Origin of the sequence: Afipia sp. Root123D2 (genome assembly GCF_001425835.1) — a bacterium.
Taxonomy (GTDB): domain Bacteria; phylum Pseudomonadota; class Alphaproteobacteria; order Rhizobiales; family Xanthobacteraceae; genus Afipia.
In genome coordinates, this window is the sequence record NZ_LMDP01000001.1 from 436005 (window position 1) to 461293 (window position 25289).

Below are 25289 nucleotides of genomic sequence, written 5' to 3' on the forward strand. Positions count from 1 at the left end.
CCGTTCCGACCTCAATGCGAGAACGGGTAGAGTTTCCAGTAAGCCTTGATCTGCCGCCAGCGATGGGCGAGCCCATCCGGTTCGAAAATCAAAAAGACGATGATGATGATGCCGATGGCCATCTCGCGCAAGAACGCGATGTTGTTCTTGAGTGCGAGAAGATGGTCGATCGACGAGCCGCGCAGCGCCGCGCTCAGCCATTCCATCGATTCCGGCAGCAGCACCATGAAGGCGGTGCCCATCAGCGTGCCCATCACCGAACCGAGCCCCCCGATAATGATCATCGCGAGGAAGATGATCGAGCGGTCGATGCCGAAGCCTTCGTTCGAGACCACCAGATTGTAGTGCGCGTAGAGCGCGCCGCCGATGCCGGCGAAGAAGGCGGCGAGGCCGAACGACAGGGTGCGGTATTTCGTGAGGTTGATGCCCATGATCTCGGCGGAGAGATAATGGTCGCGCACCGCGATCAGCGCGCGTCCGTCGCGCGTCCGCATCAGGTTGGTCACCAGGAGATAGCAGACGATCACATAAGCCAGCACGACGTAGAAATATTGCCGGTCGCCCTGGATGGCCTTGCCGAAGATCGAGAACGGCTCGGCGATCGCCGGAACGCTGCCGCCGGTGAACCATTCGGCGCGCGAGAAGAAGTCGAGCAGGATGTACTGCGCGGCCAAGGTGGCAATGGCGAGGTAGAGTCCCTTCAGCCGCGCCGCGGGCAGACCGAAGATAAGGCCGACCGCCGCGGTGACGATGCCGGACAGCGGAATGGCGAAGAACACCGGCACGCCGAGCTTGCCGGAGAGATAGGCCGAGGTGAAAGCGCCGAAGCCGAAGAACGCGGCATGGCCGATCGAGATCTGCCCGGTGAATCCGACGACGATATTCAGCCCGAGCGCCGCGATGCCGAAGATGCCGATCTGGATCAGCAGGCTGAGCCAGTATTCGTTGATCGCGTAAGGGGCGAAGCAGATCAGGATGACGCCCACGATCATCGCGTTGCGGCTGGTCGTGGTCGGGAAGATCGTGGTGTCCGCCGCGTAGGTGGTGCGGAAATCGCCGGCGGGAATGAGGGTCTGGCTCGCCATGATCAGATGCGCTCGTTCTTTCTTTCACCTCTCCCCGGCGGGGAGAGGTCGACGCGCGTAGCGCGGCGGGTGAGGGGGGTCGATGGCCTGATCGAGGCACCGGACCCCCTCACCCCAACCCTCTCCCCCAAGGGGAGAGGGAGCCCACCGTGCATGGTGTCCGCGCTCATGTCTGCTCCGATAGCTTCTGCATGCGCCATGCTCATATCCGCTCGATGTCTTTGGTGCCGAACAGGCCGTATGGCTTGATCATGAGGACGATAATCAGAACGTAGAATGGCGCGATCTCGTAGAGATTGCCCCAGTGCAGGTATTCGCTGTCGATGAAGTGGGCGAGATGCTCGAGCACACCGATGATGATGCCGCCGAGCACCGCGCCGCCGATGCTGTCGAGGCCGCCGAGAATGGTGGCCGGGAACACCTTGATGCCGTACACCGACAGCCCGGCCGAGACGCCGTTGACGACAGCCACCACGACGCCGGCGACCGCCGACACCATGGCCGAGATCGCCCACGCCATCGCGAACACGTTCTTCACCGAAATGCCGAGCGACTGCGCGACCTGCTGGCTGAAGGCGGTGGCGCGCATCGCAAGGCCGTATTTGGAGACGCGGAAGAACCACGCCATGCCGGCCATCATCGCCAGCGAAACCACGAGCGACAGCACGTAAACGGTCTGGATCTGGATGCCGAGAATGGTGACGATGCGGCTTTCGAAAATATCCGGAAATGGCTGAAGATTGACGCCGAAGATCCACTTCATCAGCGCCGAGAACACGGTGGACAGCGCGATGGTCACCATGATGACCGATATGATCGGTTCGCCGATCATCGGGCGCAGGATCACGATCTGGATCGCGATGCCGAAGATGAACATGAACACCAGCGTGATCGGCATGCCGATCCAGAACGGCACGTGATATTTGGTGAGCAGCCACCAGCACACCCATGCGCCGATCAGCAGCAGTTCGCCCTGCGCGAAGTTGACGACCTGCGTCGCCTTGTAGATCAGCACGAACGACATCGCGACCACGCCGTAGAGCGTGCCGATGACGACGCCGTTGACCAGAAGCTGGATCAGAAGCTGGGTATTCATTCCGCGGCCTCCGCCGTCTTGTGGAGCAGGCCGAGATCGACCACCGGCAGCGTGGTGCGGATGCGCTGGGTGGTGCCGTCCTGGAACTTGATCACGGTGTCGATGTCGATATCGGGCTGGCCGCCGTAGATGGCGTCGATGATGTCGGCGTATTTCTCGTTGATGACGCTGCGACGGACCTTGCGGGTGCGGGTCAGTTCGCCGTCGTCGGCATCGAGTTCTTTATAAAGCAGCAGGAATTTGGCGATGCGCTGCGCCGGCGGCAGCGTCGCGTTGACGCTTTCCACTTCCTTGCGCAGCAGGGCGTAGACCTCCGGCCGCGAGGCGAGGTCGGTGTAGGTGGTGAAGGAAATCCGGCTCTTCTCGGCCCATTTGGACACGATCGAGAAGCGGATGCAGATCATCGCCGCGAGATGGTTGCGGCCGTCGCCGAGCACCACGGCTTCGGCGACGTAGGGCGAGAATTTCAGCTTGTTCTCGATGTATTGCGGCGAGAAGCGCGCGCCCTGCGCCGTTTCGGCAAGATCCTTGATGCGGTCGATCACCACGAGCTGCCGGGCATCGTTGAAATAGCCGGCGTCGCCGGACCGCATCCAGCCGTTGTCCATGTCGGCGGCCGAGGCTTCCGGATTCTTGTAGTAGCCGAGGAACATGTTGGGGTGCTTGACCACGATCTCGCCGACGCCGTTGACGTCGGGACGCTCGACGCGGATTTCGACCTCGTCGGCCATCGGCACGCCGGTGGTGTCGGGATCGACGGCGTCGGGCTTGTGAAGCGTGTAGGCGCCGAGCAGTTCGGTCTGGCCGTAGAGCGTGCGCAGCGGCACGCCCATGGCGCGGAAGAAGCGGAAGGTATCGGGGCCGAGCGCGGCGCCGCCGGTCGCGGCCGAACGCAGGCGGCTGAATCCAAGCCGGTCGCGCAGCGCGCGGAAAAGCAGTATCTCGCCGACCGCCGAATGTTTGCCGTCGTCGAGCGCGGCGAGGCCCGCCTTCATGCCGAGATCGTAGAGACCCTGTTTCATCGCGGAAGCATCCATCACCCGGGCGCGGACATCGGCGGCGATCGCTTCCCAGATCCGCGGCGCGAACAGCACGAAGGTCGGCGCGATCTCGCGGAAATCGTGCATCATGGTGTCGGCCTGCTCGACGAAGTTGACCTTCATCCGGCACAGCAGCCCTTTGCCCAGTGCGTAGACTTGCTCCATGATCCACGGCAGCGGCAGCACGGAGACGTATTCGTCGTCCGGCCCCTTGGGATCGAAGGCGAGATAGATCGCGCAATGGCGCAGCACGCGGCCCGCCGCCAGCATCGCCAGTTTCGGATGCGCGGTGGTGCCCGAGGTGGTGCACAGCACCGCGACGTCCTCGCCCTTGGTGGCATCGACCAACTGGTCGTAAAGCCCGGGCTCGCGCGCGGCGCGCTCGCGGCCCTTGGCGGCAAGGTCGTCGGCGAACAGCAGGCGCGGATCGTCATATTTCCGCATCCCGCGCGGATCGGAATAAACGATGTGGCGGACATGCGGAATGCGGTCACCCAGCTCGAGCAGCTTGTCGACCTGTTCCTCATCCTCGGCGAAAACGATCTTGGCTTCGCCATAGGTCAGGAGATAGGCGACTTCCTCGCCGAGCGCGTCGCGATAGACGCCGAGCGACATCGCGCCGATGGCATGGGCTGCGATTTCCGCGGCCACCCAGTCCGGCCGGTTGTCGCCGACGATGGCGACGACGTCACCGCGCGTGAAACCGAGTTCGACCATGCCGAGCGCGAAATCGCGGACGCGGGTCTGGTAGTCGGCCCAGGTGAACACGCGCCACAGGCCGAAATCCTTCTCGCGCAGCGCGATCTCGCTGCCGTGTTCCTTGGCGTTCAGCCGCAGCAGTTTCGGATAGGTGTCGGCCTGCGCGGCGCGGCCTGCATAATCCATCATGCGCGCGCCTCCGCGATGGGGAGCGTATCGTCGAGGACATCGAGGACTTCATCTTCCTCGCCGAGATAGGCCTTGCGCACATGCGGATCGTCCAGCACGGCGACCGGATCGCCTTCGGCGATCTTGCGGCCGAAGTCGAGCACGGTGACGCGATGGGAAATATCCATCACCACGCCCATGTCGTGCTCGATCATCATCACCGTCATCCCGTATTCCTCGTTGAGATCGACGATGTAGCGCGCCATGTCTTCCTTCTCCTCGAAATTCATGCCGGCCATCGGCTCGTCGAGAAGAATGAGTTTCGGCTCCAGCGCCATCGCGCGCGCGAGTTCGACGCGCTTGCGCAGGCCGTAGGACAGGGTGCCGGCGGTCGCCTTGCGCACCGATTGCAGATCGAGGAAGTCGATGATCTCCTCGACCTTGTGGCGATGTTCGAGTTCTTCGCGGCGCGCGCCGGTCAGCCAGTACAGCGAGCCGGTGATGAAGTTGTTCTTCAGCAAATGGTGGCGCCCGACCATGATGTTGTCGAGTACACTCATGTGGTGGAACAGCGCGAGGTTCTGGAAGGTGCGGCCGATGCCCAGCGCGGCGCGGGCATTCGGTTTCAGGCCGGTGATGTCGCGGCCCTGATAGAACAGCTGGCCTTCGGTCGGTGTGTAGCGCCCCGAGATGCAGTTGACGATCGAGGTCTTGCCGGCGCCGTTCGGTCCGATAATGGAAAACAGTTCGCCGTTGTTGACGGCAAAACTCACGTCGGTCAGCGCGCGAACGCCACCGAAACGCAATGAGACCCCTCGGACCTCCAACGCAGACGCCACTCATTCCTCCCGGGATACGGCGCTTTTGCGCGCTCTTTATCTTGTGGGTTTAATTTACGAGCCCGACATTGCAGCCTCGATCCTACATCGGCGACTGCGAGCAAGCCATTCTACTATTGATGCTTTACGCCACGGAGTCTCCCTGGCGCAGCCCGGCGGCTTTGAGCGTCATCGTGACGCATCCAGCGGTCGTTTCAAACTTCGCCATCGGGTCATCCTGCCAGCATCCGTGTTGCGCGGAGCGATGGTCTTCATTACGGCAAAGCGGTACAGTGAAATGTCTTGCGCCTGACATTTCGCCGGGCAAACTCGTCGCAGCGGGACGTTGTCCCGGCTTTCCCGCACCAGAGGTCGTTTCTGCAACGCAACATGATCACGCTATCGGATGAAGTTCAGGATATCGGGCAGGGCGAGCCGGCCCGGCGCGCGACCCCGATGGCATCATGATCGCGGCGGATTACCTGAAACGTATCGCGGTGTGGTCGCGCGGGCTGACCGAGCCGGAGCTTGCGATCGCACGCGCCGGGATCGTCGAGAAAACGTTTCAGGCCAACGAATTCATCTGCATGCGTGGAGATCACTTCGAGTACTGGACCGGCGTGGTCACCGGTCTGGTCCGGATCGGCACGGTGTCGCGCGACGGCAAGGCTGTCAGTCTCACCGGCATGGCCGCCGGCGCCTGGTTCGGCGAAGGAACCATGCTCAAGAACGAAGCGCGGCGCTACGATGCGGTCGCCTTGCGCGAAACGCGGCTGGCCATGATGGACCGCGCCACCTTTCTGTGGCTGTTCGAGAACAGCGTCGGCTTCAATCGCTTTCTGGTGGCGCTGCTGAACGAGCGCCTCGGCCAGTTCATCGGCCTTCTGGAATACGGCCGTATGCTGGATGCCAAGGCGCGTCTCGCGCGCTCCATCGCGTCCCTGTTCAATCCGATCCTCTATCCGGACGTCACCCGCCATCTGGAGATCACGCAGGAGGAACTCGGCGCCATTTCCGGAATCTCCCGGCAAAACACCAACCAGTGCCTCAAGACACTGGAGCGGGAAGGGCTGCTGCGCATCGAGTACGGCGGCGTGACGATCGTCGATCTGGAGCGGCTGCGCAGTTACGGGGAGTAATAGTGCTGCGTGATCCCCCGCGCGTCGTCCCGCCTTCGCCGGGACGACCTTGATGGAGTCCGTGTTCCTCCCTTATGAAGCCCTAAACTTCGAGCCACTCTTTCCGCACCGATTCATTGGCCTTGAGTTCGGCGGGAGTGCCTTCGAACACGATCCGGCCGTGGCCCATGACGTAGACACGGTGCGAGATCCGCATCGCGATCGACAGCTTCTGCTCGACCAGCAGGATCGCCACGCCGCGCCGGGCAATTTCCGCGATCAGGTCGCCGACCTGATGCACGATCAAGGGCGCGAGGCCTTCAGTCGGCTCGTCGATCATGATGAGTTCGGGATCGCCCATCAGGGTGCGGCACGTCGTCAGCATCTGCTTTTCGCCGCCGGACAGCACGCCGGCCGCGGTGTCGGCGCGCGCCTTCAGGTTCGGAAACATCTCGAGCATGTCGTCGAGCTTCCACTTGCCCGGGCGTTTGGTGTCCTTGATGCCAAGCATCAAGTTCTGCCGCACCGTCAGGCCGGGGAAGATGTCGCGATGCTCCGGCACGTAGCCGAGGCCGAGATGGGCGATGCGATAGCTCGGCAGCCCGGCGATGTCCTGGCCCTTGAACTTGATCGTTCCATGCGGGGCGACCTCGCCCATGATCGCCTTGACGGTGGTGGAACGGCCGACGCCGTTGCGGCCGAGCAGGCTGACGATCTCGCCGGCGCCGATATGCATATCGACGCCCTGCAGGATGTGGCTCTTGCCGTAGTAGGCGTGAAGATCGCGAACTTCGAGCATCAGGCAGCCTCCTCGCCGAGATAGGCTTCCTTGACCTTCGGATTTTTGCGGATTTCCTCCGGCGTGCCCGACGCGATGATCTGGCCATAGACCAGCACAGAGATGCGGTCGGCGAGGCCGAACACCACGCTCATGTCATGCTCGACAATCAGCAGGGTTCGGCCTTCGGTGAGGCGGCGGATCAGCGAGACCGCGCGTTCGGTTTCGGCGTGGCTCATGCCCGCGGTCGGCTCATCCAGCAGGATGACGTCGGCGCCGCCCGCCACCGTGATGCCGATCTCCAGCGCGCGCTGCTCGGCATAGGTCAGAAGGCCGGCCGGGACGTCTCGCCGTGAGACGAGGCCGATGTCCTGCATGATGCGCGCAGTGCGTTCGCGCACCTCGGGCAGGTTGTCGACATTCTTCCAGAACGCATAGCGCTGGCCGGTGGCCCACAGCACCGAGCAGCGCAGGTTCTCCCACACGGTCATGCGCGCGAAGACGTTGGTCACCTGAAAGCTGCGCGACAGGCCGCGGCGGTTGATCTGGTAGGGCGCAAGGCCCGAGATCACCTGGTCGCGGAGCAGGACCGTCCCCGAGGTCGGCGCCATGTAGCCGCTGATCAGGTTGAACGTGGTCGATTTGCCGGCGCCGTTCGGCCCGATCAGGGCATGGCGTTCGCCTTGCGCGACCGTGAGGTTGATGTCGCGGATCACCGTGGTGAGGCCGAAGTTCTTGTTTACTCCACGAAGTTCGATAGCTGCGGTCATACGGCGATGCCCTGTTCACGAGCGGCGGAGGTGGCATCGTCCCAGGCCTGTCCGACCTTGGTCCATGTCCGCCGCGCGATGATAAAGCCGCCGACGATCAGGACGGCGGAGGTGACCCAGATCAGCGGGCTCGCGGCATTGAAGCTGACGCCGAACGCGCGGATGTGCGGGTCGTCGCCGGGATTGACGGTGAAATGCACGATGGTCTCGATCATGAGCGCGAGGCCGGCGACCATCGCCAAAGTCGGCACGAAGGCGATCGCGTACCACGGCAGCACCTTGCTGAGCGTGCCGTTGCGGATCAGCGGGCGGTGCATCATCAGCAGGCCGGTGATGCCGCCGGGCGCGAACATCACCACGGCGATGAAGAACAGGCCGAAGTAAAGCTGCCACACCGAGGTGACGTCGCTCAGCGCCAGCGACAGGAACGTCACGAAGATGGCGCCGACGATCGGGCCGATGAAGAACGCGACGCCGCCGATGTAGGTCGCGAACAGAACCGTGCCGGACTGCACCGCGCCGAGATAGGCGGAGTTGGCGATCTCGAAATTGATCGCGGACAACGCGCCGGCAATTCCGGCGAAGAAGCCGGAGAAGCAGAACGCGATATAGCGGACGACGTGCGGATCGTAGCCGACGAACTCCACACGCTCTGGATTGTCGCGCACCGCATTACACATGCGGCCCCATGGCGTGCGCGTCAGCGCATACATCGCGATCATGCAGGCCAGCGTCCAGGCCGCGACCAGAAAGTAGATCTGGATTTGCGGGCCGAAGCTCCAGTCGAACACTCTCAGCAGCTTGGTGCGGTTGGCCGAAACGCCGCCTTCGCCGCCGAAGAACGTGCGCAGGATCAGCGCGGAGGAGGCGACCAGTTCGCCGACGCCGAGCGAGATCATGGCGAACACGGTGCCGGAACGCCGGGTCGACACCCATCCGAGCAGGATTCCGAACGTAAGCCCGGTCAGGCCGCCGATCAGCGGCACCACCGGCAGCGGGATCGGCCATTTGTTGGCGCCGATGATGTTGATGGCGTGAATGGCGAGAAAGCCGCCAAGGCCGTAATAGACCGCGTGTCCGAACGACAGCAGGCCGGTCTGGCCGAGCAGGATGTTGTAGGACAGCGCGAAGATGATCGAGATGCCGATCAGGCTGAATGTCGTCAGCGATCCGCCCGAGGTGAAAATCCTGGGCAGCAGCAGCAGCGCGACGGCGGTGAGAACCCACAGGCCATAGAACTTCGCCTGACCGGCGGCGGTCGGGCGCGGCGGGGCGACGGTTGCGACGGTATCGGTCATGTTTCGCGCGTTCCCATCAGGCCAAGGGGGCGGAAGATCAGGATCAGCACCAGCAGCACATAGGGCATGATGGGCGCGATTTGAGCGATCGTGACATTCCAGATGTCGGACAGCCACGTCTTGGCGAGATCAGGGCTCAGCGGTCCGAAGACCTCGGAGAGCGATCCGTTCATCGACACCGCGAAGGTTTGCAGCAGTCCGATCAGCAGCGAGGCGATGAACGCGCCGGGCAGGGAGCCGAGCCCGCCGACCACAACGACCACGAACAGAATGGGGCCGAGCAGCCCGGCCATGTTCGATTGCGTCACCAGCGCCGGACCGGCGATGACGCCGGCGACGGCGGCGAGCGCGGTGCCGACGCCGAACACCATCATGAAGATGCGGCCGACATTGTGCCCGAGATGGCCGACCATATGCGGATGCGTCAGCGCCGCCTGCACGATCAGGCCGATGCGCGTCTTTTTCAGCGCGACCAGAAGGCCGACGAAAATGGCGATCGACACCGCCAGCATGAACATCTTGTAAGCAGGATAATTGGTCGAGAAAATCCGGAAGGCAGGGAATTCGAGCACATCCGGCACACGGAAATCGAGCGGGCTCTTGCCCCAGATGATCTGCACGATTTCCTCGATCGCGAAGGCGAGACCGAAGGTGAACAGCAGTTCGGCGACATGGCCGTTGTTATGGACCCTGCGCAGGCCGTAGCGCTCGACGGCAGCGCCGATCAGTCCGGCAAGGATGGGAGCCACCAGCAGCGCGATCCAGAAGTTGAACCAGTGCGCCAGCTGAAATCCGAAGAACGCGCCGAGCATGTAGAAGCTCGCATGCGCGAAGTTCAACACGCCCAGCATGCTGAAGATAACGGTGAGGCCGCTGGCCATCAGGAACAGCAGCATTCCGAACAGAACGCCGTTGAGCGTGGATATAACGATTAATTCGAGCACGGCGACCGCATCTCCCTGCAAGGCGATCAAGAGAGAACTGCGCCCGCCGGACGAGACCGGCGGGCGCAGTTATGACGGGATCCGTTACGGACGGGTCATTTTGCAGGTGGTGGGCACGTTGGTCTGATCGGTGTCGATCTTGGCGACCACGTGCCAGCCCCAGCCGGTCTTTTCCTCATCGAACGGCTCGTCGGCCTTACGCTCGCCGAACGAGGCAATGTACATCGGCTGGAAGAACTGGTGATCGTCCTTCCGCATATGGCCCTTGCCGCCGCTGAACACCTCGAACTCCATGCCTTCGAGCGCGGTCGCAACCTTGACCGGATCGAGCGACTTGGCCTTTTCGGCGGCTGCGGCGAACATCCGCATTTCATTCACGGCACGCGGATAGAAGAGGCCGAAGTTGTATTTATCACGCAGCGCCTTTTCGAAATCCCTCGATGCCTTGTGGTCGATATTCGCGACGCCCTCGGCGATCTGGAAGACCTGATGGTTCAGGCCGGCCTGCTTGATCGCGGTCGGGCCGCCGGTGCCGCCGGCATAGTAGGTGTACCAGTTCACCTTGAGACCGGCGTCGGCCGATGCCTTCAGCAGCAGCGCGATGTCCTGACCCCAGTTGCCGGTGATGACGCTATCTGCGCCGGACGCCTTGATCTTGGCGATGTACGGCGCGAAATCGGTGATCTTCAGCAGGGGGTGCTTTTCATCGCCGACGATTTCGACGTCGGGGCGCTTTTCCTTCAGCATCGCGCGGGCCGCGGTGCGGACCGATTCACCGAACGAGTAGTCCTGATTGATCAGGTACACCTTCTTCACGGACGGCTGGGTTTTCATGTAGTTGGTGAGCGCCGCCATCTTGATGTCGGAGTTCGCGTCCCAGCGGAAGTGCCAGAAGCTGCACTTTTCATTGGTCAGGACCGGGTCGACCGCGGCGTAGTTGAAGTAGAGGACTTCCTTGCCGGGGTTGCGCTCGTTGTACTTGGTGACGAATTCGGACAGCGCGATGGCGACCGACGAACCGTTGCCCTGCGTGAGGTAGCGGATGCCGGCGTCGATGGCTTTCTGAGCCTGAACGATGCTTTCCTGAGGATTGGTCTTGTTGTCGAGCGGAACGATCTCGACCTTCTTGCCGAGAATACCGCCCTTGGCGTTCAATTCGTCGGCGAGGAATTGGTAGGTCTTGAAGCCGACTTCGCCGACGCTGGCGCCGCCGCCCGAGAGCGGATCGATATATCCGATCTTGACCGTGTCCTGGGCGAAGGCCGTACCGCCGAGCATCGGCAGCGCGAACGCCGCAGCCATCAATAGTTTACGCATCAATTTTCCTCCTTGGGGTTTTTGACGTGTTCTTAAGAGCGGCCGAGATCTTGATCTCGTGCCACGCTATCATCTTGTTGGCCGGATTGTGGTCCAAGCCTCCGCAGGCTGCAAGCCCAAGGTCAAATTAAGAACGCGGCCATCCTTAATTTGCTCGCGGCAAGAAAGGCATGTCAGCGATCGGTGCATTTTCGCACAGCGGAAGAACCATCGGCCTATGGTTTATGCAGTCCGGTACCGGGACGCGGTTTTTAGTGCAATCCGCGGCTACGCTCGGGTTTGTGATGCGGCCGATCCGTCCGCCGCTCGGTCGCAGCCTCGTCTTCTCCGGCACGGGGCTATCCCGCCTTGCGTTTCGCGTCGGTCTTTTTCACCGGCTTTTTCTCGATCGCCTCGGTGCCGATGATTTGATCTTGCGCAAGCTGGGCGATCTCGTCCGCGGTCAGCCCCAGCACGTCGCGCAGGACGTCGTCATTGTGCTGGCCGAGCGTCGGCGCGAGATGCTCGATCTTGTAGGGCAACAGCGCGTCGCCTTCGCGATACGCAGCCGACGGCTCCAGATGCGGCCCGATGAATGCCCGGTTGCACACCTGCCAGTGTCCGGTCGTCATCAAATGGGGATCGGCGGCGAGGTCCTGCGGCAGCCGGGCAATGCCCGCCGGGACGCCGAGCCCCTGCAGCGTCATCATTGCGATGTCGGGCCGCACGTCGGCAAGCCAGGTGCGGATCGCGACCTCGATACGGTCTTCCTCGTTGCGCCGTCCGTCCGCCGTCGCCAGCGCCGGGTCGGCAGCAAGATCGGGCCGCCGCATCGCCTTGCACAGCGCCTGCCATTCCTCGTCGCTGCGGACAGCGAGCGTGAGCCATTGGTCGTTGCCGAGACAAGGGAAGCAGCCGTGCGGCGTGTATTCGGGATGCCTGTTGCCGAGACGCGGGCCGGTGGTGCCAGTCGCGGACTGTTCGAGGATCGAGGGCGCAACCAGCGGTAACATGCACTGCACCTGCGACAGGTCGATGTGCTGGCCCTGTCCGGTATTTTTCTGATGCATGAAGCCGACCATCAGTGCGGCTGCGGCATTAAGTCCACCGACCGGATCGCCCAGCGCGGTGTGCAGCATGGTCGGCGGATCTTCCTCGCGCCCGGTAACCGATGGCAGGCCCGACGCCTGTTCCAGCGTCGAGCCGTAAGCGCGTACGCCGCTCCATGCGCCGGTCATGCCGAACGCCGGCATGGTGAGAACGACAGCGCGCGGATTGAGCTTGAAGATCGCGTCGGTGCCGAGACCGAGGCGCGGCATTACGTCGGCGGCGTAGTTGTCGATCACGCCGTCAGCGCCGGCGATCAGTTGCTTGAGCAGCGACAATCCCTTTTCGGAGGTGAGGTCGAGGGTGATGCCGCGCTTGTTGCGGTTGTTGTACTGAAACCAGTGCGTCTTCTCGTAGGTCCGCTCTTCATGATAGGGCGGACGCGTGTCGGTGCCGCGAAACCAGTCGGGATACTGGCACGACTCGATCTTGATGACGTCGGCGCCGAGATCGGCCATCTGCCGCGTCGCGGTCGGCCCCGCCCAGCCCATCGTGAGATCGATGATGCGCAGCCCCTTGAGCGGCAGCGGATCGTTCGCCGTCGCGGCGCGTGTTGCGGTGCGCGTGTGCGCAGGAAAATCCTGCCTGTCATGCTCGCCGGCGCGCGGCGCACGGCCGTTCGGCAACGGGCGCGAGCGCGTCAGATGTTGCGGCACCACCGGACCTTCGAACGAGGCGTCGCCGATATTCACAGTACCGAACGCACCACGGCTGCGATGCACCTCCTGTTCGAGAAGCTCCTTCATGTCCGGCACGACGGCGAGCGGCAGCCGCAGTTCGATACCGCGCTGGAACCAGTCCATCGCGGTCTTGTGCAACAGAACGGGGCGGATGATCGCGCCGAGTTCGTCGGCGTGGAGAAAGCGGCCGATGGTCGCCGAATATTTCGGCTCCTTCGCCAGTTCCGGCAGTTCGATCAACTGGCAGAATGCAGCCCACTGCGCCGGCGTCACCACGGTGATGCCAAGCCAGCCGTGTTTGGTGGGGAAGTTGCCGCTCGGATAGCCGCGGCCGAAGCGGTTGATGCCGGGGCGGGGGCGGCTGAAGCCGGACTCGAGCGCAAGGCCGATGTCGAATTCGCTGATCTGCAGCATCGCATCGAAATTATTGATCGCGAAGCGACGGGCGCCATGCGCATTGCCATAAAGGCCGGCGAGCGTCGGAATGAATGCGGTGATGCCGGCAATCGGGCCGGTCTGGCCGTCGCGCGGCAACACCGGCGGCCCTTCGACATGGCCGACCAGTTTCACCAGACCGGCAAGGCTGCGGCACACCGATTCCGTCACCGCGTAGTCGCGGTAGGGGCCGTGCTCGCCGAACCATGAGATCGCGGTGATCGCGAGTCCCGGCATCGCTGCGCGCAATTTCGCGTGAGACAGTTCCGATGACTCGGCAACGGGCGGATGGCGGGCATCGAGCAGGACGTCCGCCGTTTCGAGCAGCGCCGTGATCCGCCGTGCACCTTCGGGCGTTTCAGGATCGGCGATGATGCTGGACTTGTTGGTGTTGAGCCACGCAAAATGCACGCTCTCACGTTCACCGCTGCCGGCATCGACGCGCGGTTCGACGCGGCGGCCCGGATCGCCGCCGGTCGGTTCGATCTTGATGACCTCGGCGCCGAAATCCGCAAACAGCTTGCCGCAATATCCCAGCGTGTCCCCCGTTCCAAGTTCGACCACGCGAAATTTCGACAGGGGCAAATTGGGCATGAGTTTCCATCCGCTTGTTGGCGCCGCAACACGTTTCGGTCGCGTTTCAGTTTTGTGGACGGATGTTAACGGCCGATTTGAGAACCTCAACCTGTCTTGTGACGGGGCGGGGCCTTGTTCAGCGCCACGGCCATCGCGCTGATCAAAGGTTTCATGAAGAAAGCATCGTTGGCAGGATAGATGTCGGTGCGCAGGCCATATGTCTTCAGTTCGCCGGAGACCACCGGGCCGACCGATGCAATCGGCGTACGCTCAAGGCCGGCGCGCAACTGCTCCTCGCGGCCATGTTTGATCGCGACCTCGACAAGGCGGCGGACCTGGCCCGAACTCGTCAACGCGATGGCGTCGATGTGTCCGGCAACCATTTCGTCGATGGCGGCGACGATATTGGTGTCGGCGGCTTCGGCGTCATACACATAAGGCAGCACCGGATCGACCTCGGCGCCGCATCCAGCGATGGCCGCGGTCAGTTTCGCATGATCCTTGTCGGGATAAAGCTGCAGCCCGACGCGATGACCCTTGATGTCCGAGCGGGACAGCAGCGCCGCCATGCCTTCCGAAGTCGGCGTTTCGGTGACCGCTTTCGGCTCGAGGCCGATCTCGCGCAGCGCCCGGCCGGGTTTCGGCCCGCGCGCAAACGTGCGCGATCGTCCGATGGCCGCGACGAACGCCTGCTCGACGTCGATTTTTCTCGCGACTTTCATCAGCCGCCGCAGGCCTTCGCCGGTCATCAGCACCAGATCGTCGAACGGCCGTTCGATGGCGCGACGAATCCAGGCTTCGACCGGCCCGGAGTCGGGCGCGTCATGAATGGTGAACATCGGGCATTGCATGGCGTCGGCGCCTTGTTCTTGCAGCAGCCGCGAGAACTGCGCTTCCTCGCGCGTCTCCAGAATGAGGATCCGGTAGCCGATCAGCCTGTCCGCCATGACTTTCCTTTGAAACTCCGCCTTTAAACGTGCCGTCGTTGACCGGCAGCACGGCCGCCCCGGAATGACACATTATCATTTGGTCTCGTGACCCTATTGTGGTCCCAGGCGGGATTGGCGCAAGAGGGCGGCGGTGTTAGACGGAGGCGAATTCTCCCCCTGTCTGCGGCGGCGCCTTCGCGGCGCCGGTCCAACGACGCCTTCCAGAAGATTGCCAGAAGATTTGCCATGTCACAGCAGCAGTTCGTCCTGACCTTGTCGTGCCCCGACCGGCCCGGCATCGTGTCGGCGGTGTCCACCTTCCTGTTCGCCAGCGGCCAGAACATTCTCGACGCCCAGCAATATGACGACATCGAAACCGGCAATTTCTTCATGCGGGTGATGTTCAATCCCACCGCCGGGACCTCGGATCTGGCGACCCTGCGCGGCGGCTTCGGCGCCATCGCCAAGCCGTTCGGGATGGAGTGGCAGATGCGGGACCGCTCCACCCATCATCGGGTCCTGCTGATGGTGTCGAAGTTCGACCATTGCCTCGCCGATATCCTGTATCGCTGGCACCATACCGAACTGCCGATGATCCCGACCGCGATCGTGTCCAACCATCCGCGCGAGACCTATAACGGTATGGAATTCGGCGATATCCAGTTTCACTATCTGCCGGTGACGCGCGCCACCAAGGGCGAGCAGGAAGCCGCGATCTGGAAACTGATCGAAGACACCCAGACAGACCTCGTCGTCCTGGCGCGCTACATGCAGGTTTTATCCGACGACCTTGCCGGCAAGCTGTCCGGCCGCTGCATCAACATCCACCATTCGTTCCTGCCGGGCTTCAAGGGCGCCAAGCCTTATCATCAGGCTCACGAGCGCGGCGTGAAGCTGATCGGCGCGACGGCCCATTATGTCACCGGCGATCTCGACGAAGGCCCGATCATCGATCAGGACGTCGAGCGCATCAGCCATCGCGATTCCCCGGACAACCTCGTCCGCAAGGGCAGCGACATCGAGCGGCGGGTGCTGGCGCGCGCATTGCGCTACCACCTCGAGGACCGTGTGATCCTGAACGGCCGCAAAACGGTGGTCTTCACCGACTGAGGCGGCCCACGCGTTGCCGGGCCTTCGTTGCGCCGCACTCTTGACGGCATCCTTGGCGGTCGTCGTTCAATCGTCGCATTGGCCAGCCGGGGCCGGCGGCTTACAGATGGCTGGCGTCCAGCATCGACATGGCGTCGCGCGCTATTGCGCCTTTGCGCCGCCACGTGCATTTCAGCTAGGATAACCGCAATGGCCGGAGACGCGGCCTTGGCACAATGACATGCGAGGGAGATGGTTCATGTTCGTTCGTCCGACACAATTGATGCTGGCGGCGGCCGGTGCGGCGCTGCTGGCCGTGGCGACAATGCCGGGCGCGCAGGCGCAGGACTCGGTCAAGATCGGGCTGATCCTGCCGATGACCGGCGGCCAGTCCTCGACCGGCAAGCAGATCGACAACGCGGTCAAACTCTACATGAAGCAGCATGGCGACACCGTCGCCGGCAAGAAGATCGAAATCCTGCTCAAGGACGACGGCACCGTTCCCGACAACACCAAGCGCGCCGCGCAGGAATTGATCGTCAACGACAAGGTCAATGTCATCGCCGGTTTCGGCATCACCCCGTCGGCATTGGCGGCCGCGCCGCTGGCGACGCAGGCCAAGGTGCCTGAGGTCGTGATGGCGGCGGGCACCTCGATCATTACCGAGCGTTCGCCCTACATCGTGCGCACCAGCTTCACCCTCGGCCAGTCGTCGATCATCATCGGGGACTGGGCCGCCAAGAACGGCATCAAGAAGGTTGCGACCCTGACCTCGGATTATGCGCCGGGCAATGACGCGCTGAAGTTCTTCAAGGATCACTTCACCGCCGCCGGCGGCGAGATCGTCGAGGAAGTGAAAGTGCCGCTGGCCAATCCGGATTTCGCGCCGTTCCTGCAGCGCATGAAGGACGCCAAGCCCGACGCGATGTTCGTGTTCGTGCCGGCCGGGCAGGGCGGCACCTTCATGAAGCAATATGCCGAGCGCGGTCTCGACAAGAGCGGCATCAAGGTGATCGGGCCGGGCGACGTGATGGACGACGACCTGCTGAACAGCATGGGCGATGCGGCGCTGGGTGCCGTGACCGCGCATCTGTATTCGGCGGCGCATCCGTCGCAGATGAACAAGGATTTCGTCGCGGCCTACAAGAAGGCCTACGGCCAGCGTCCCGGCTTCATGGCGGTCGGCGGTTATGACGGCATCCACCTGATCTACGAAGCGCTCAAGAAAACCGGCGGCAAGGCCGACGGCGATTCCCTGATCGCGGCGATGAAGGGCATGAAGTGGGAAAGCCCGCGCGGGCCGATCTCGATCGATCCGGAGACCCGCGACATCGTGCAGAACATCTACATCCGTAAGGTCGAGAAGGTGGATGGCGAACTCTACAACGTCGAATTCGCCACCTTCGAGGCCGTCAAGGATCCGGGCAAGACGAAGAAGTGAGAGTGTGTTGGCGCTACTTCCTGCGTCGCGTCTGACAACGCAAGCATCAAGGTTTCCCTCCCCCTTGTGGGGAGGGTCGGCCGAGCGAAGCGGAGGCCGGGGTGGGTGGCCTCGGCCAGCGCGGCTCATCGTGCACCCCCACCCGGCGCATCGCTCGCTTCGCTCTCGACGCGCCACTCTCCCCACAAGGGGGAGGGATAAAAGAGCGAACATCATCCGCCGGAATACGCGAAGCGAAGCCATCTCCATATGACCACGCTGTTCACCATCCTGTTCGACGGTATCGCCTACGGCATGTTGCTGTTCGTGCTGTCGTGCGGATTGGCGGTGACGCTCGGCCTGATGAATTTTGTCAATCTGGCGCACGGCGCGTTCGCGATGGCCGGTGGCTATATTTGCGCGGTCATCGTCAACGGCTACGGCGTGCCGTTCTTCGCGGCCTTGCCGGTGGCGTTTCTGGCGAGCGCGCTGCTCGGCGCGGTGATGGAGCGCGGCGTCTATCGCTACATGTACGGGCGCAGCCATCTCGATCAGGTGCTGTTCACCGTCGGTCTTGTTTTCATGTCGGTGGCGGCGGTCGACTACATCATGGGCTCGACCCAGGTGTTCGTGAAACTGCCGGACTGGCTGCATGGCCAGATCAACATTTTCGGCGTCGGCGTCGGGCGCTATCGCCTCATGATCATCGTGATTTGCGGCCTGCTGACGATCGCGCTGCAATTGATCCTGGCGCGGACCCGTTTCGGCAGCCGGTTGCGTGCCGCGGTCGACGATCCGCGCGCCGCCAGCGGTCTCGGCATCAACGTGCCGCAGGTGTTCGCGCTGACGTTTGCATTTGGGTCAGGGCTTGCGGGCCTCGGCGGGGCGCTCGGCGCGGAGATCCTCGGCCTCGATCCGTATTTCCCGCTCAAGTTTCTGATCTATGTGCTGATCGTGGTCGCGGTCGGCGGCACCTCGACGATGACCGGCCCGTTTCTCGCCGCGCTGCTGCTCGGCATCGGCGACGTCGCGGGAAAATACTATGTGCCGAAGCTCGGCGCTTTCGTCATTTATGCGATGATGATCGTGCTGCTGCTGTGGCGTCCGCACGGCCTGTTCGGCCGCACGGCAGCGCGCTGAGTTCGTGATGGCGCATCATCAACCCCTCGGCGAACGGTTTGCCGAACTGGCGCGCTGGCGCTGGAGCGAGATCGCGTTCTGGCTGTTCGCGGTCGCCACCATCTTCGTGTTTCCGAACCGCTATCTGATCCTCACCGAAATGGCGTGGCTGGGGCTGTTCGCGCTGTCGCTCGATCTGATCCTCGGTTACGCTGGGATCATCTCGCTCGGCCACGCGGCGTTTTTCGGAATCGGCGCCTACACCGCCGGATTGCTCGCCGTTCATGGCGCGATCCCGCAGCCGGTGCTGGCGCTGGCCGTTGCGGGATTGGCCGCCGCGCTGCTCGGATTCCTCACCAGCTTCCTGGTGATGCGCGGATCGGACCTGACGCGCCTGATGGTGACGCTCGGCATCGCGCTGGTGCTGCGCGAACTCGCCAATAAATTCTCCGACATCACCGGCGGCTTCGACGGCTTGCAGGGCATCGTGATGGAGCCGCTGCTCGGACTGTTCGCGTTCGACATCTTCGGGCGGACCGCGTTTATCTACTGCCTGGTCGTGCTGTTCATCCTGTTCGCGGTGGCGCGGCATCTGGTTCATTCGCCGTTCGGGCTGTCGCTGCGCGCAATCAAGAACAATCCGCTGCGCGCGGCTGCCATCGGCATTCCGGTCAATCGCCGCCTGATCGCGATCTACACCATCGCCGCGTTCTACGCCGGCATCGCCGGAGGGTTGTTCACGCAGAGCACGGCGCTCGCCTCGCTCGACGTGTTCTCGTTCGAGCGTTCGGCGGATCTGCTGCTGGTGCTGGTGCTCGGCGGCACCGGCTATCTCTACGGCGGGCTGATCGGCGCGGTGGCGTTCAAGCTGCTGCAGGAATTCTTCTCGACGATCACGCCGCAATACTGGCAGTTCTGGATCGGGCTCGTGCTGGTCATCGTGGTGCTGATCGGCCGCGAGCGCATCCAGCGCTGGGCGCAATGGGGGCCGCGGCGGATCGAAAAGCTGTTCCGGCGCGATGCCGCGCCCGCGGCGGACGGAGGCGCGTCATGACCATCGCGCTCGAAACCGTCAATCTCGAAAAGACATTCGGCGCGCTGGCCGTCACCCGCGATCTATCGCTCAAGGTCGAAGCCGGCGCGCGTCATGCGCTGATCGGCCCTAACGGCGCCGGAAAGACCACGGCGATCAATCTGCTGACCGGCGTGCTGAAGCCAAACAGCGGCCGCATCCTGCTCGAAGGATCGGACATCACGTCGCTCCCGGTCCACAAGCGGGTGCTGCGCGGGCTGTCACGCACCTTCCAGATCAACCAGCTTTATCCGGATCTGACGCCGCTCGAAACTGTCGGCCTCGCGGTGTCCGAGCGGATGGGCCACGGCGGCGACTGGTGGCGGCGGCTCGGCACCCACGCCGAAGTCAACGGCGAGATCGCGGAACACCTGTCGCGTTTCCATCTGCTCGACGCCATGAACGAGCGCACCGCGACACTGCCTTACGGCAAACAGCGGCTGCTGGAGATCGCGGTCGCCATCGCCACCCGGCCGCGCGTGCTGCTGCTCGATGAGCCGGCAGCCGGCGTGCCGGAAAGCGAGCGTCACGATATTCTCGCCGCTGTCGCCAGCCTGCCGCGCGATGTGACCGTGCTGCTGATCGAACACGACATGGATCTGGTGTTTTCGTTTGCCGACCGGATTTCGGTGATGGTGGCCGGATCGATCCTGGTCGAGGGCACACCCGAGGAGGTTGCGCGCGATCCGCGCGTGAAGGCGGTTTATCTCGGTGAGGGCGCCGATGTCTGAGCTGCTGTCCATCGAAGGATTGCGCGCCGGATACGGCGAGGCCGTGGTGCTGCCGCAGATGACACTCAGTCTCGGCGAGGGGCAGGTGCTGGCGCTGCTCGGGCGCAACGGCACCGGCAAGACCACGCTGATCAATTCCATCGTCGGCGTCACCCGCCGTTTTGGCGGCACGATCCGGGTCGGCGGCCACGACATCACGCGGCTGCGCGCCGACCAGCGCGCCCGCGCCGGAATCGGCTGGGTGCCGCAGGAGCGCAACATCTTCCGCTCGCTTACCGTCGAGGAGAACATGAGCGCGGTGGCGCAGCCAGGACCCTGGACCATCGCCCGGGTCTACGAGATGTTTCCGCGTCTTGCCGAGCGGCGCAGGAATTTCGGCAATGAACTCTCCGGCGGCGAACAGCAGATGCTGGCGATCGGCCGCGCGCTGACACTCAATCCCAAGGTGCTGCTGCTCGACGAGCCGACCGAGGGGCTTGCTCCGATTATCGTCGAGGAACTGCTGCGCGCGCTCGGCGAGATCACGCGCGCCGGCGGCACCTGCTCGATCATCGTCGAGCAGAACGCGCAAAAGATTCTGGGTCTTGCCGACCGTGCCGTGATACTGGATCGCGGGACGATCGTGCACGATGCGACCAGCGCGGAACTCAAGGCTGATCCTGCGGCGCTGGAGCGTCACCTCGGCGTCGCGGGCGCTTCGGACAGGCAGAACCACGCCGGCCGGCCAGTTTGATTTAAGTTGGGAGAAAACAACCATGCAAAGAACCAGAGCTCCTTTTCGCGCCGATGAAGTCGGAAGCCTGCTGCGTCCGCAGCGCATCAAGGAGGCGCGCGCCAGACTGGAGAAGGGCGAGATCAAGGCCGATGAGTTGCGCCGCATCGAGGACATCGAGATCGAGAAGGTCGTCCACAAGCAGCAGCAGATCGGATTGAAACTCGCGACCGACGGCGAATTCCGCCGCTCGTGGTGGCACTTCGATTTTCTCAGCCATCTCACCGGCTGCGAATTGTATCATCCCGAGACCGGCATCCAGTTCGCCGGCGTCCAGACCCGCCATGACAACGTTCGCGTCATCGGCAAGATCGACTTCCCGCTCGACCATCCGATGCTCGATCACTTCCGGTTTCTCAAGAAGCATTGCGATGTCGCGGGCGTCACCGCGAAGATGACGATCCCGTCGCCGTCGGTGCTGCATTTCCGTGGCGGCCGCAACGCGATCTCGAAAGACATTTATCCCGATCTCGAACCGTTCTTCGAGGATCTCGCCAAGGCCTATCGCAAGGCGGTGAAGGCGTTCTACGATGCAGGCTGTCGTTACTTGCAGTTCGACGACACCGTGTGGGCCTATCTGTGTTCGCAGGACGAACTGGATAAGGTGCGCAAGCGCGGCGAGAATCCGGACAACTTCCAGCAGATTTATGCGCGCGTCATCAACTACGCGATCGCCGAGCGGCCGAGCGACATGGTCATCACCACACATGTCTGCCGCGGCAATTTCCGCTCGACCTGGATTTCGTCGGGCGGCTACGAGCCGGTGGCGGAGACATTGCTCGCCGGCATCAACTACGACGGCTATTTCCTCGAATACGATTCCGAGCGTGCCGGCGGCTTTGAGCCGCTGCGTTTCCTGCCGAAGGGCAACAAGGTTGTCGTGGTCGGCGTCATCACCTCGAAGTTCGGCGAGCTTGAGAGCAAGGACGCCGTGATGGTGCGGATGCAGGAAGCCGCCAAATTCGTCGATCTGGATCAACTGGCGATTTCGCCGCAATGCGGCTTCGCCTCGACCGAGGAGGGCAACATCCTCAGCGAAGACGAGCAATGGGCGAAGCTGACACTGGCCGTCGATGTCGCGCAGGAGTTATGGGGCAAATAATCTCTCTTCATTGGCGCGCGCCGCTTCTGACATGACCGGATTTTAATGTTGGCGCGAATTCGGCTTCGGCAGTTCCCTGTGGATCGAAAGATTCGCATGGAACTGCGTAATGCCCGGAACGATCACGAGTAGCGGTCGTTGATTTCCCGCATCCAATGCAAGGGGAGATCGCATAATGAATTCGAAAATTTTGAGCGCTGTTCTGGCGGCCGGATTGATTGCAGGCGTTTCGAGCATGGCGTCCGCGGAAGGCATGAAAAAGTCTGACTCGATGAAGAAGTCGGACACCATGATGAAGAAGGACAAGCCCGGCACGATGACGCCGTCGACCACCGGCTCGTCAGGAACGTCGCAGCCGTCGGCCAAGCCGCAAACAAGTCCGGCTCAGCCGATGGGCAAGGATTCGTCCGCTGAGACGCCCAAGAAGTAATTTGGCAAGATAACTCAAGAACTGGTGCGATCGCGATGCCGGATGCATGGCATCAGGCATCGTCGGTCGAATCTCAGCCGCTGCCGTTCGTTCGGCGGCGGCTTTTTTGATCCGCATCGCGGGGGCGCGGCCGGATATGGAACCAGTTTCCCCCATCGCCGTTAATGGGTGCTGCGCCGTGCGGCGACGGAGGACGAATTGAAAACCGACGCGACGCTCTACCCGGATGGAGCAGGTGCTCGCGCCGGTCGTGCGCTTTCGACAGCCATCATCGCCGCGCTCGTGATTACCGGTCTGTATGTCGGACGGGAAATCTTTGTCCCCATCGCGCTGGCCATTCTACTCAGTTTCGTCCTCGCGCCCCCGGTCGATTTTCTCGAGCGCTGGCATCTGCCGCGTGCGGCGGCCGTGCCGATCGTCGTCATCGTCGCTTTCCTAGTATTGTTCGGGCTCGGCAGCGTGATCGTCTCGCAGGTGACGCAGCTTGCGGAGCGGCTGCCGGCCTATCAGGTGACCATGCACCAGAAGATTCTGTCCCTGAAAAGTGCGACGACCGCGGGTCCGCTGGAGCGCGCGGCCGATATTCTGCAGGGCCTCGGCAAGGAGCTGAACAGGCCGGAAACCAAGGCGCCGACTCGCGGGCCGTCCACCGCGCCTGCGCCCGAAGCCGAAGCCGAGGCAGTGCGTCCGATCCCGGTGGAAGTTCGCCCGCCGCCGCCGACCGCGCTGGAAAGCATTACCTCGCTGATCGCCCCGCTGCTTCATCCGCTCGCAACGGTGGGCGTCGTGATCATCTTCGTGGTGTTCATTCTTTTCCAGCGCGAGGATTTGAGAAACCGGCTTATCAAGCTCGCCGGCTCGCACGACTTGCAGAAGACAACATCGGCCATTGACGATGCCGCAAGCCGCCTCAGCAGTCTGTTCCTGTCGCAACTCGGATTGAACACGGCTTTCGGCGTGGTGATCGGTCTCGGGCTTTGGGTGGTCGGCGTGCCGAGCGCGATCCTGTGGGGCATCCTTGCCGGCATCATGCGCTTCGTGCCGTATATCGGTGCGTTCATCGCGGCATTTTTCCCGCTCACCCTCTCGATTGCCGTCGATCCCGGATGGTCGATGCTGATCTGGACGGCCGTGCTGATCCTGAGCACTGAACTAATCGTCGGCCACATCATCGAGCCGATGCTGTTCGGCCATAGCAGCGGCCTCTCGCCGTTCGCCGTCGTCGTCTCCGCGACATTCTGGACCGCGCTATGGGGGCCGATCGGCCTTGTGCTGGCGACGCCGCTCACGGTGTGCCTCGTGGTGCTGGGCCGTCACGTCGACCGGCTGAAGTTTTTCGACATTCTGCTGGGCGACCGGCCAGCGCTGTCGCCGCCGGAAATCTTCTACCAGCGTATGCTGGCTGACGATCCGGCCGAGGCGGTGGAGAAGGCCGAGAAATTTCTCAAGGAACGCTCGCTGTCGGAATACTACGAGGATGTCGCGCTGCGCGGCCTCAAGCTCGCACAGAACGATGTGTTGCGCGAACGCCTGGATGCGAAGCAGCTTGCGGAAATCCGCGACAACGTCGCCGAACTGATCGAGGATCTGTCCGACGAGGCCGATACGAGGCGGACCGGCGATGCTCAGGACGCCGAAACCGAGGCGGCCATCGACTATGCCGCGATGCCGATGCCCGAATTGCCGTTCCTGATCAAGGAAGGTCTGCCGCAAGGTTGGCAGGCCGAGCAGCCGGTGCTGTGTGTCGCCGAACGCAGCGATCTCGACGAGGCTGCCGCGCTGATTCTGGCGCAGGTCCTGACCAAGCACGGCCTCGGTGCGCGGGTGGCGAAGAAGGGCGATGTCGCGGGCCCCGCGATTTTCCGTCTCGACGGTGAAGGTGTCGCGCTGGTCTGTGTCTCCGCGCTCGACGATTCAAGTCCCGCGCACACCCGCTATGTGGTGCGCAGACTGCGGCGCAAGCTGCCGCAGGCGAAAATTCTGGTGTGTTACTGGATGGGTGAGAACAGCGCGGCGATGGACGAGGCGGTGAGGGCCGATGCGGTCGCAACCACCCTGAGCGCCGCCGCGCAATATTGCCTCGATCTCGCACAACCTTCCGCAAAGGCCGGCAAGGACAAGACGCCAACGGCTCACGGCGCCACCCTGCGTGTCGCCGGCTGACGAATGGCGCGCTAGTTCAGCTTGCTAAGGCGCATCAGTTCAATTCCGTCCTTGTCGAGCAGCAGCAGCTTGGTCTGCTCGATCCGCCATGACGCCACCGTGGTGAGCGCAGCGTGAAACTTGTTCTCCTGATCCATGACAGCCGGCGAGCAGGCCTTACGCGTGCTGGCCATCGGCCGGAATGAAATCGTGCTTTCGGTGACGGTCGCGGATCCCATGTAGCGGTTGCAGCCGCCCATGCCGGTCACCTTGCCGTCGGTGCCCAATTCCAGCGTGGTCTGCAGTCGGTCGATGACGCCGCCGCCGTTGATGTCTTCCGCCAGCCAGCGCCCCTGCGGCGATGCTGCACCGGCAGTGGCGGGCAGGGCGATCGCGCAAAAGAGAAAGACTGCGGCGAGCGGTTTGGGAAACATGAGGTTCTCCGGGCGGCGAACGGGCCGGTTCGTTGCGGGTGCCCACCCAGACGTGTCGGGAGATGCGGCTGTTTGAAGGCGGGATATTTCGCAAGAAGTGCGATTTTAGCCTGAGTCACGGGTTTCAAAGGTGGGCAGAAG

The 25289-nt window shown here is 63.0% G+C and carries 22 protein-coding genes; 10 read left to right on the plus strand and 12 right to left on the minus strand.

Annotated features, from left to right (window positions below; genetic code table 11):
- Positions 1-11 precede the first annotated feature (11 nt).
- The 4 genes from ASC80_RS02050 to ASC80_RS02070 form a co-directional block, all read right to left on the minus strand.
- The gene (locus ASC80_RS02050; protein ID WP_056292448.1) at positions 12-1085 is read right to left on the minus strand and encodes a branched-chain amino acid ABC transporter permease; all 1074 of its coding nucleotides are present in this window, start codon (positions 1083-1085) and stop codon (positions 12-14) included.
- A gap of 202 nt (positions 1086-1287) precedes the next feature.
- On the minus strand, positions 1288-2181 hold the full coding sequence (locus tag ASC80_RS02060; protein WP_056292452.1) for a branched-chain amino acid ABC transporter permease: 894 nt from the start codon (positions 2179-2181) through the stop codon (positions 1288-1290).
- A complete protein-coding gene (locus ASC80_RS02065) occupies positions 2178-4109 on the minus strand; it encodes a long-chain fatty acid--CoA ligase (RefSeq protein WP_056292454.1) in 1932 nt (643 codons plus the stop codon). The genes ASC80_RS02060 and ASC80_RS02065 overlap by 4 nt, the downstream gene beginning before the upstream one ends.
- Complete coding sequence (locus ASC80_RS02070; RefSeq protein ID WP_056292456.1) at positions 4106-4927, minus strand: ABC transporter ATP-binding protein; 822 nt, start codon at positions 4925-4927, stop codon at positions 4106-4108. The genes ASC80_RS02065 and ASC80_RS02070 overlap by 4 nt, the downstream gene beginning before the upstream one ends.
- Positions 4928-5370: 443 nt before the next feature.
- Between ASC80_RS02070 and ASC80_RS02075 the strand changes: the two genes are divergently transcribed.
- Positions 5371-6045 (plus strand): Crp/Fnr family transcriptional regulator, encoded by a 675-nt coding sequence (locus ASC80_RS02075; RefSeq protein ID WP_056292458.1) that lies wholly within the window; start codon positions 5371-5373, stop codon positions 6043-6045.
- Positions 6046-6127: 82 nt separating this feature from the next.
- On the opposite strand, the gene ASC80_RS02080 is transcribed toward ASC80_RS02075, so the two are convergent.
- The 7 genes from ASC80_RS02080 to ASC80_RS02110 all read right to left on the minus strand — a co-directional run bounded on the left by ASC80_RS02080 (position 6128) and on the right by ASC80_RS02110 (position 14855).
- On the minus strand, positions 6128-6823 hold the full coding sequence (locus ASC80_RS02080) for an ABC transporter ATP-binding protein (RefSeq protein ID WP_056292460.1): 696 nt from the start codon (positions 6821-6823) through the stop codon (positions 6128-6130).
- Positions 6823-7572, minus strand: coding sequence for an ABC transporter ATP-binding protein (locus ASC80_RS02085; RefSeq protein WP_056292462.1), 750 nt, complete (start codon positions 7570-7572; stop codon positions 6823-6825). Before ASC80_RS02085 ends, ASC80_RS02080 begins: the two co-directional genes overlap by 1 nt.
- A complete protein-coding gene (locus ASC80_RS02090; RefSeq protein ID WP_056292463.1) occupies positions 7569-8870 on the minus strand; it encodes a branched-chain amino acid ABC transporter permease in 1302 nt (433 codons plus the stop codon). The genes ASC80_RS02085 and ASC80_RS02090 overlap by 4 nt, the downstream gene beginning before the upstream one ends.
- The gene (locus tag ASC80_RS02095) at positions 8867-9814 is read right to left on the minus strand and encodes a branched-chain amino acid ABC transporter permease (protein WP_056295449.1); all 948 of its coding nucleotides are present in this window, start codon (positions 9812-9814) and stop codon (positions 8867-8869) included. Before ASC80_RS02095 ends, ASC80_RS02090 begins: the two co-directional genes overlap by 4 nt.
- A gap of 84 nt (positions 9815-9898) precedes the next feature.
- Positions 9899-11131, minus strand: coding sequence for a branched-chain amino acid ABC transporter substrate-binding protein (locus tag ASC80_RS02100; RefSeq protein WP_056292465.1), 1233 nt, complete (start codon positions 11129-11131; stop codon positions 9899-9901).
- Positions 11132-11469: 338 nt separating this feature from the next.
- Positions 11470-13926 carry a CaiB/BaiF CoA transferase family protein gene (locus tag ASC80_RS02105; RefSeq protein WP_056292467.1) on the minus strand — a complete coding sequence of 819 codons (2457 nt, stop codon included), beginning with the start codon at positions 13924-13926 and terminating at the stop codon, positions 11470-11472.
- Between the two features lie 86 nt (positions 13927-14012).
- The gene (locus ASC80_RS02110) at positions 14013-14855 is read right to left on the minus strand and encodes a uroporphyrinogen-III synthase (RefSeq protein ID WP_056292469.1); all 843 of its coding nucleotides are present in this window, start codon (positions 14853-14855) and stop codon (positions 14013-14015) included.
- 228 nt (positions 14856-15083) lie between these two features.
- On the opposite strand from ASC80_RS02110, the gene purU reads away from it, so the two are divergent.
- From purU to ASC80_RS02155, 9 genes are all read left to right on the plus strand, one after another.
- A complete protein-coding gene (gene purU / locus ASC80_RS02115; protein WP_056292470.1) occupies positions 15084-15947 on the plus strand; it encodes a formyltetrahydrofolate deformylase in 864 nt (287 codons plus the stop codon).
- Positions 15948-16185: 238 nt separating this feature from the next.
- Entirely contained in the window at positions 16186-17367 is a 1182-nt protein-coding gene (locus ASC80_RS02120) for an ABC transporter substrate-binding protein (RefSeq protein WP_056292471.1), read from the plus strand.
- A gap of 249 nt (positions 17368-17616) precedes the next feature.
- A complete protein-coding gene (locus ASC80_RS02125) occupies positions 17617-18486 on the plus strand; it encodes a branched-chain amino acid ABC transporter permease (protein ID WP_056292473.1) in 870 nt (289 codons plus the stop codon).
- 7 nt (positions 18487-18493) lie between these two features.
- On the plus strand, positions 18494-19519 hold the full coding sequence (locus tag ASC80_RS02130) for a branched-chain amino acid ABC transporter permease (protein WP_056292475.1): 1026 nt from the start codon (positions 18494-18496) through the stop codon (positions 19517-19519).
- Positions 19516-20268 (plus strand): ABC transporter ATP-binding protein, encoded by a 753-nt coding sequence (locus ASC80_RS02135; RefSeq protein WP_056292476.1) that lies wholly within the window; start codon positions 19516-19518, stop codon positions 20266-20268. Before ASC80_RS02130 ends, ASC80_RS02135 begins: the two co-directional genes overlap by 4 nt.
- Positions 20261-21001 (plus strand): ABC transporter ATP-binding protein, encoded by a 741-nt coding sequence (locus tag ASC80_RS02140; protein ID WP_056292478.1) that lies wholly within the window; start codon positions 20261-20263, stop codon positions 20999-21001. Before ASC80_RS02135 ends, ASC80_RS02140 begins: the two co-directional genes overlap by 8 nt.
- A gap of 22 nt (positions 21002-21023) precedes the next feature.
- Positions 21024-22142: a cobalamin-independent methionine synthase II family protein gene (locus tag ASC80_RS02145; RefSeq protein ID WP_056292479.1), complete on the plus strand. Its 1119-nt coding sequence runs from the start codon at positions 21024-21026 to the stop codon at positions 22140-22142.
- A gap of 175 nt (positions 22143-22317) precedes the next feature.
- Entirely contained in the window at positions 22318-22572 is a 255-nt protein-coding gene (locus tag ASC80_RS02150) for a hypothetical protein (protein WP_056292481.1), read from the plus strand.
- A 198-nt stretch (positions 22573-22770) separates the two neighbouring features.
- Positions 22771-24735 carry an AI-2E family transporter gene (locus ASC80_RS02155; protein ID WP_056295452.1) on the plus strand — a complete coding sequence of 655 codons (1965 nt, stop codon included), beginning with the start codon at positions 22771-22773 and terminating at the stop codon, positions 24733-24735.
- A gap of 11 nt (positions 24736-24746) precedes the next feature.
- On the opposite strand, the gene ASC80_RS02160 is transcribed toward ASC80_RS02155, so the two are convergent.
- Positions 24747-25148: an META domain-containing protein gene (locus tag ASC80_RS02160; RefSeq protein ID WP_056292482.1), complete on the minus strand. Its 402-nt coding sequence runs from the start codon at positions 25146-25148 to the stop codon at positions 24747-24749.
- Between the last annotated feature and the right edge of the window lie 141 nt (positions 25149-25289).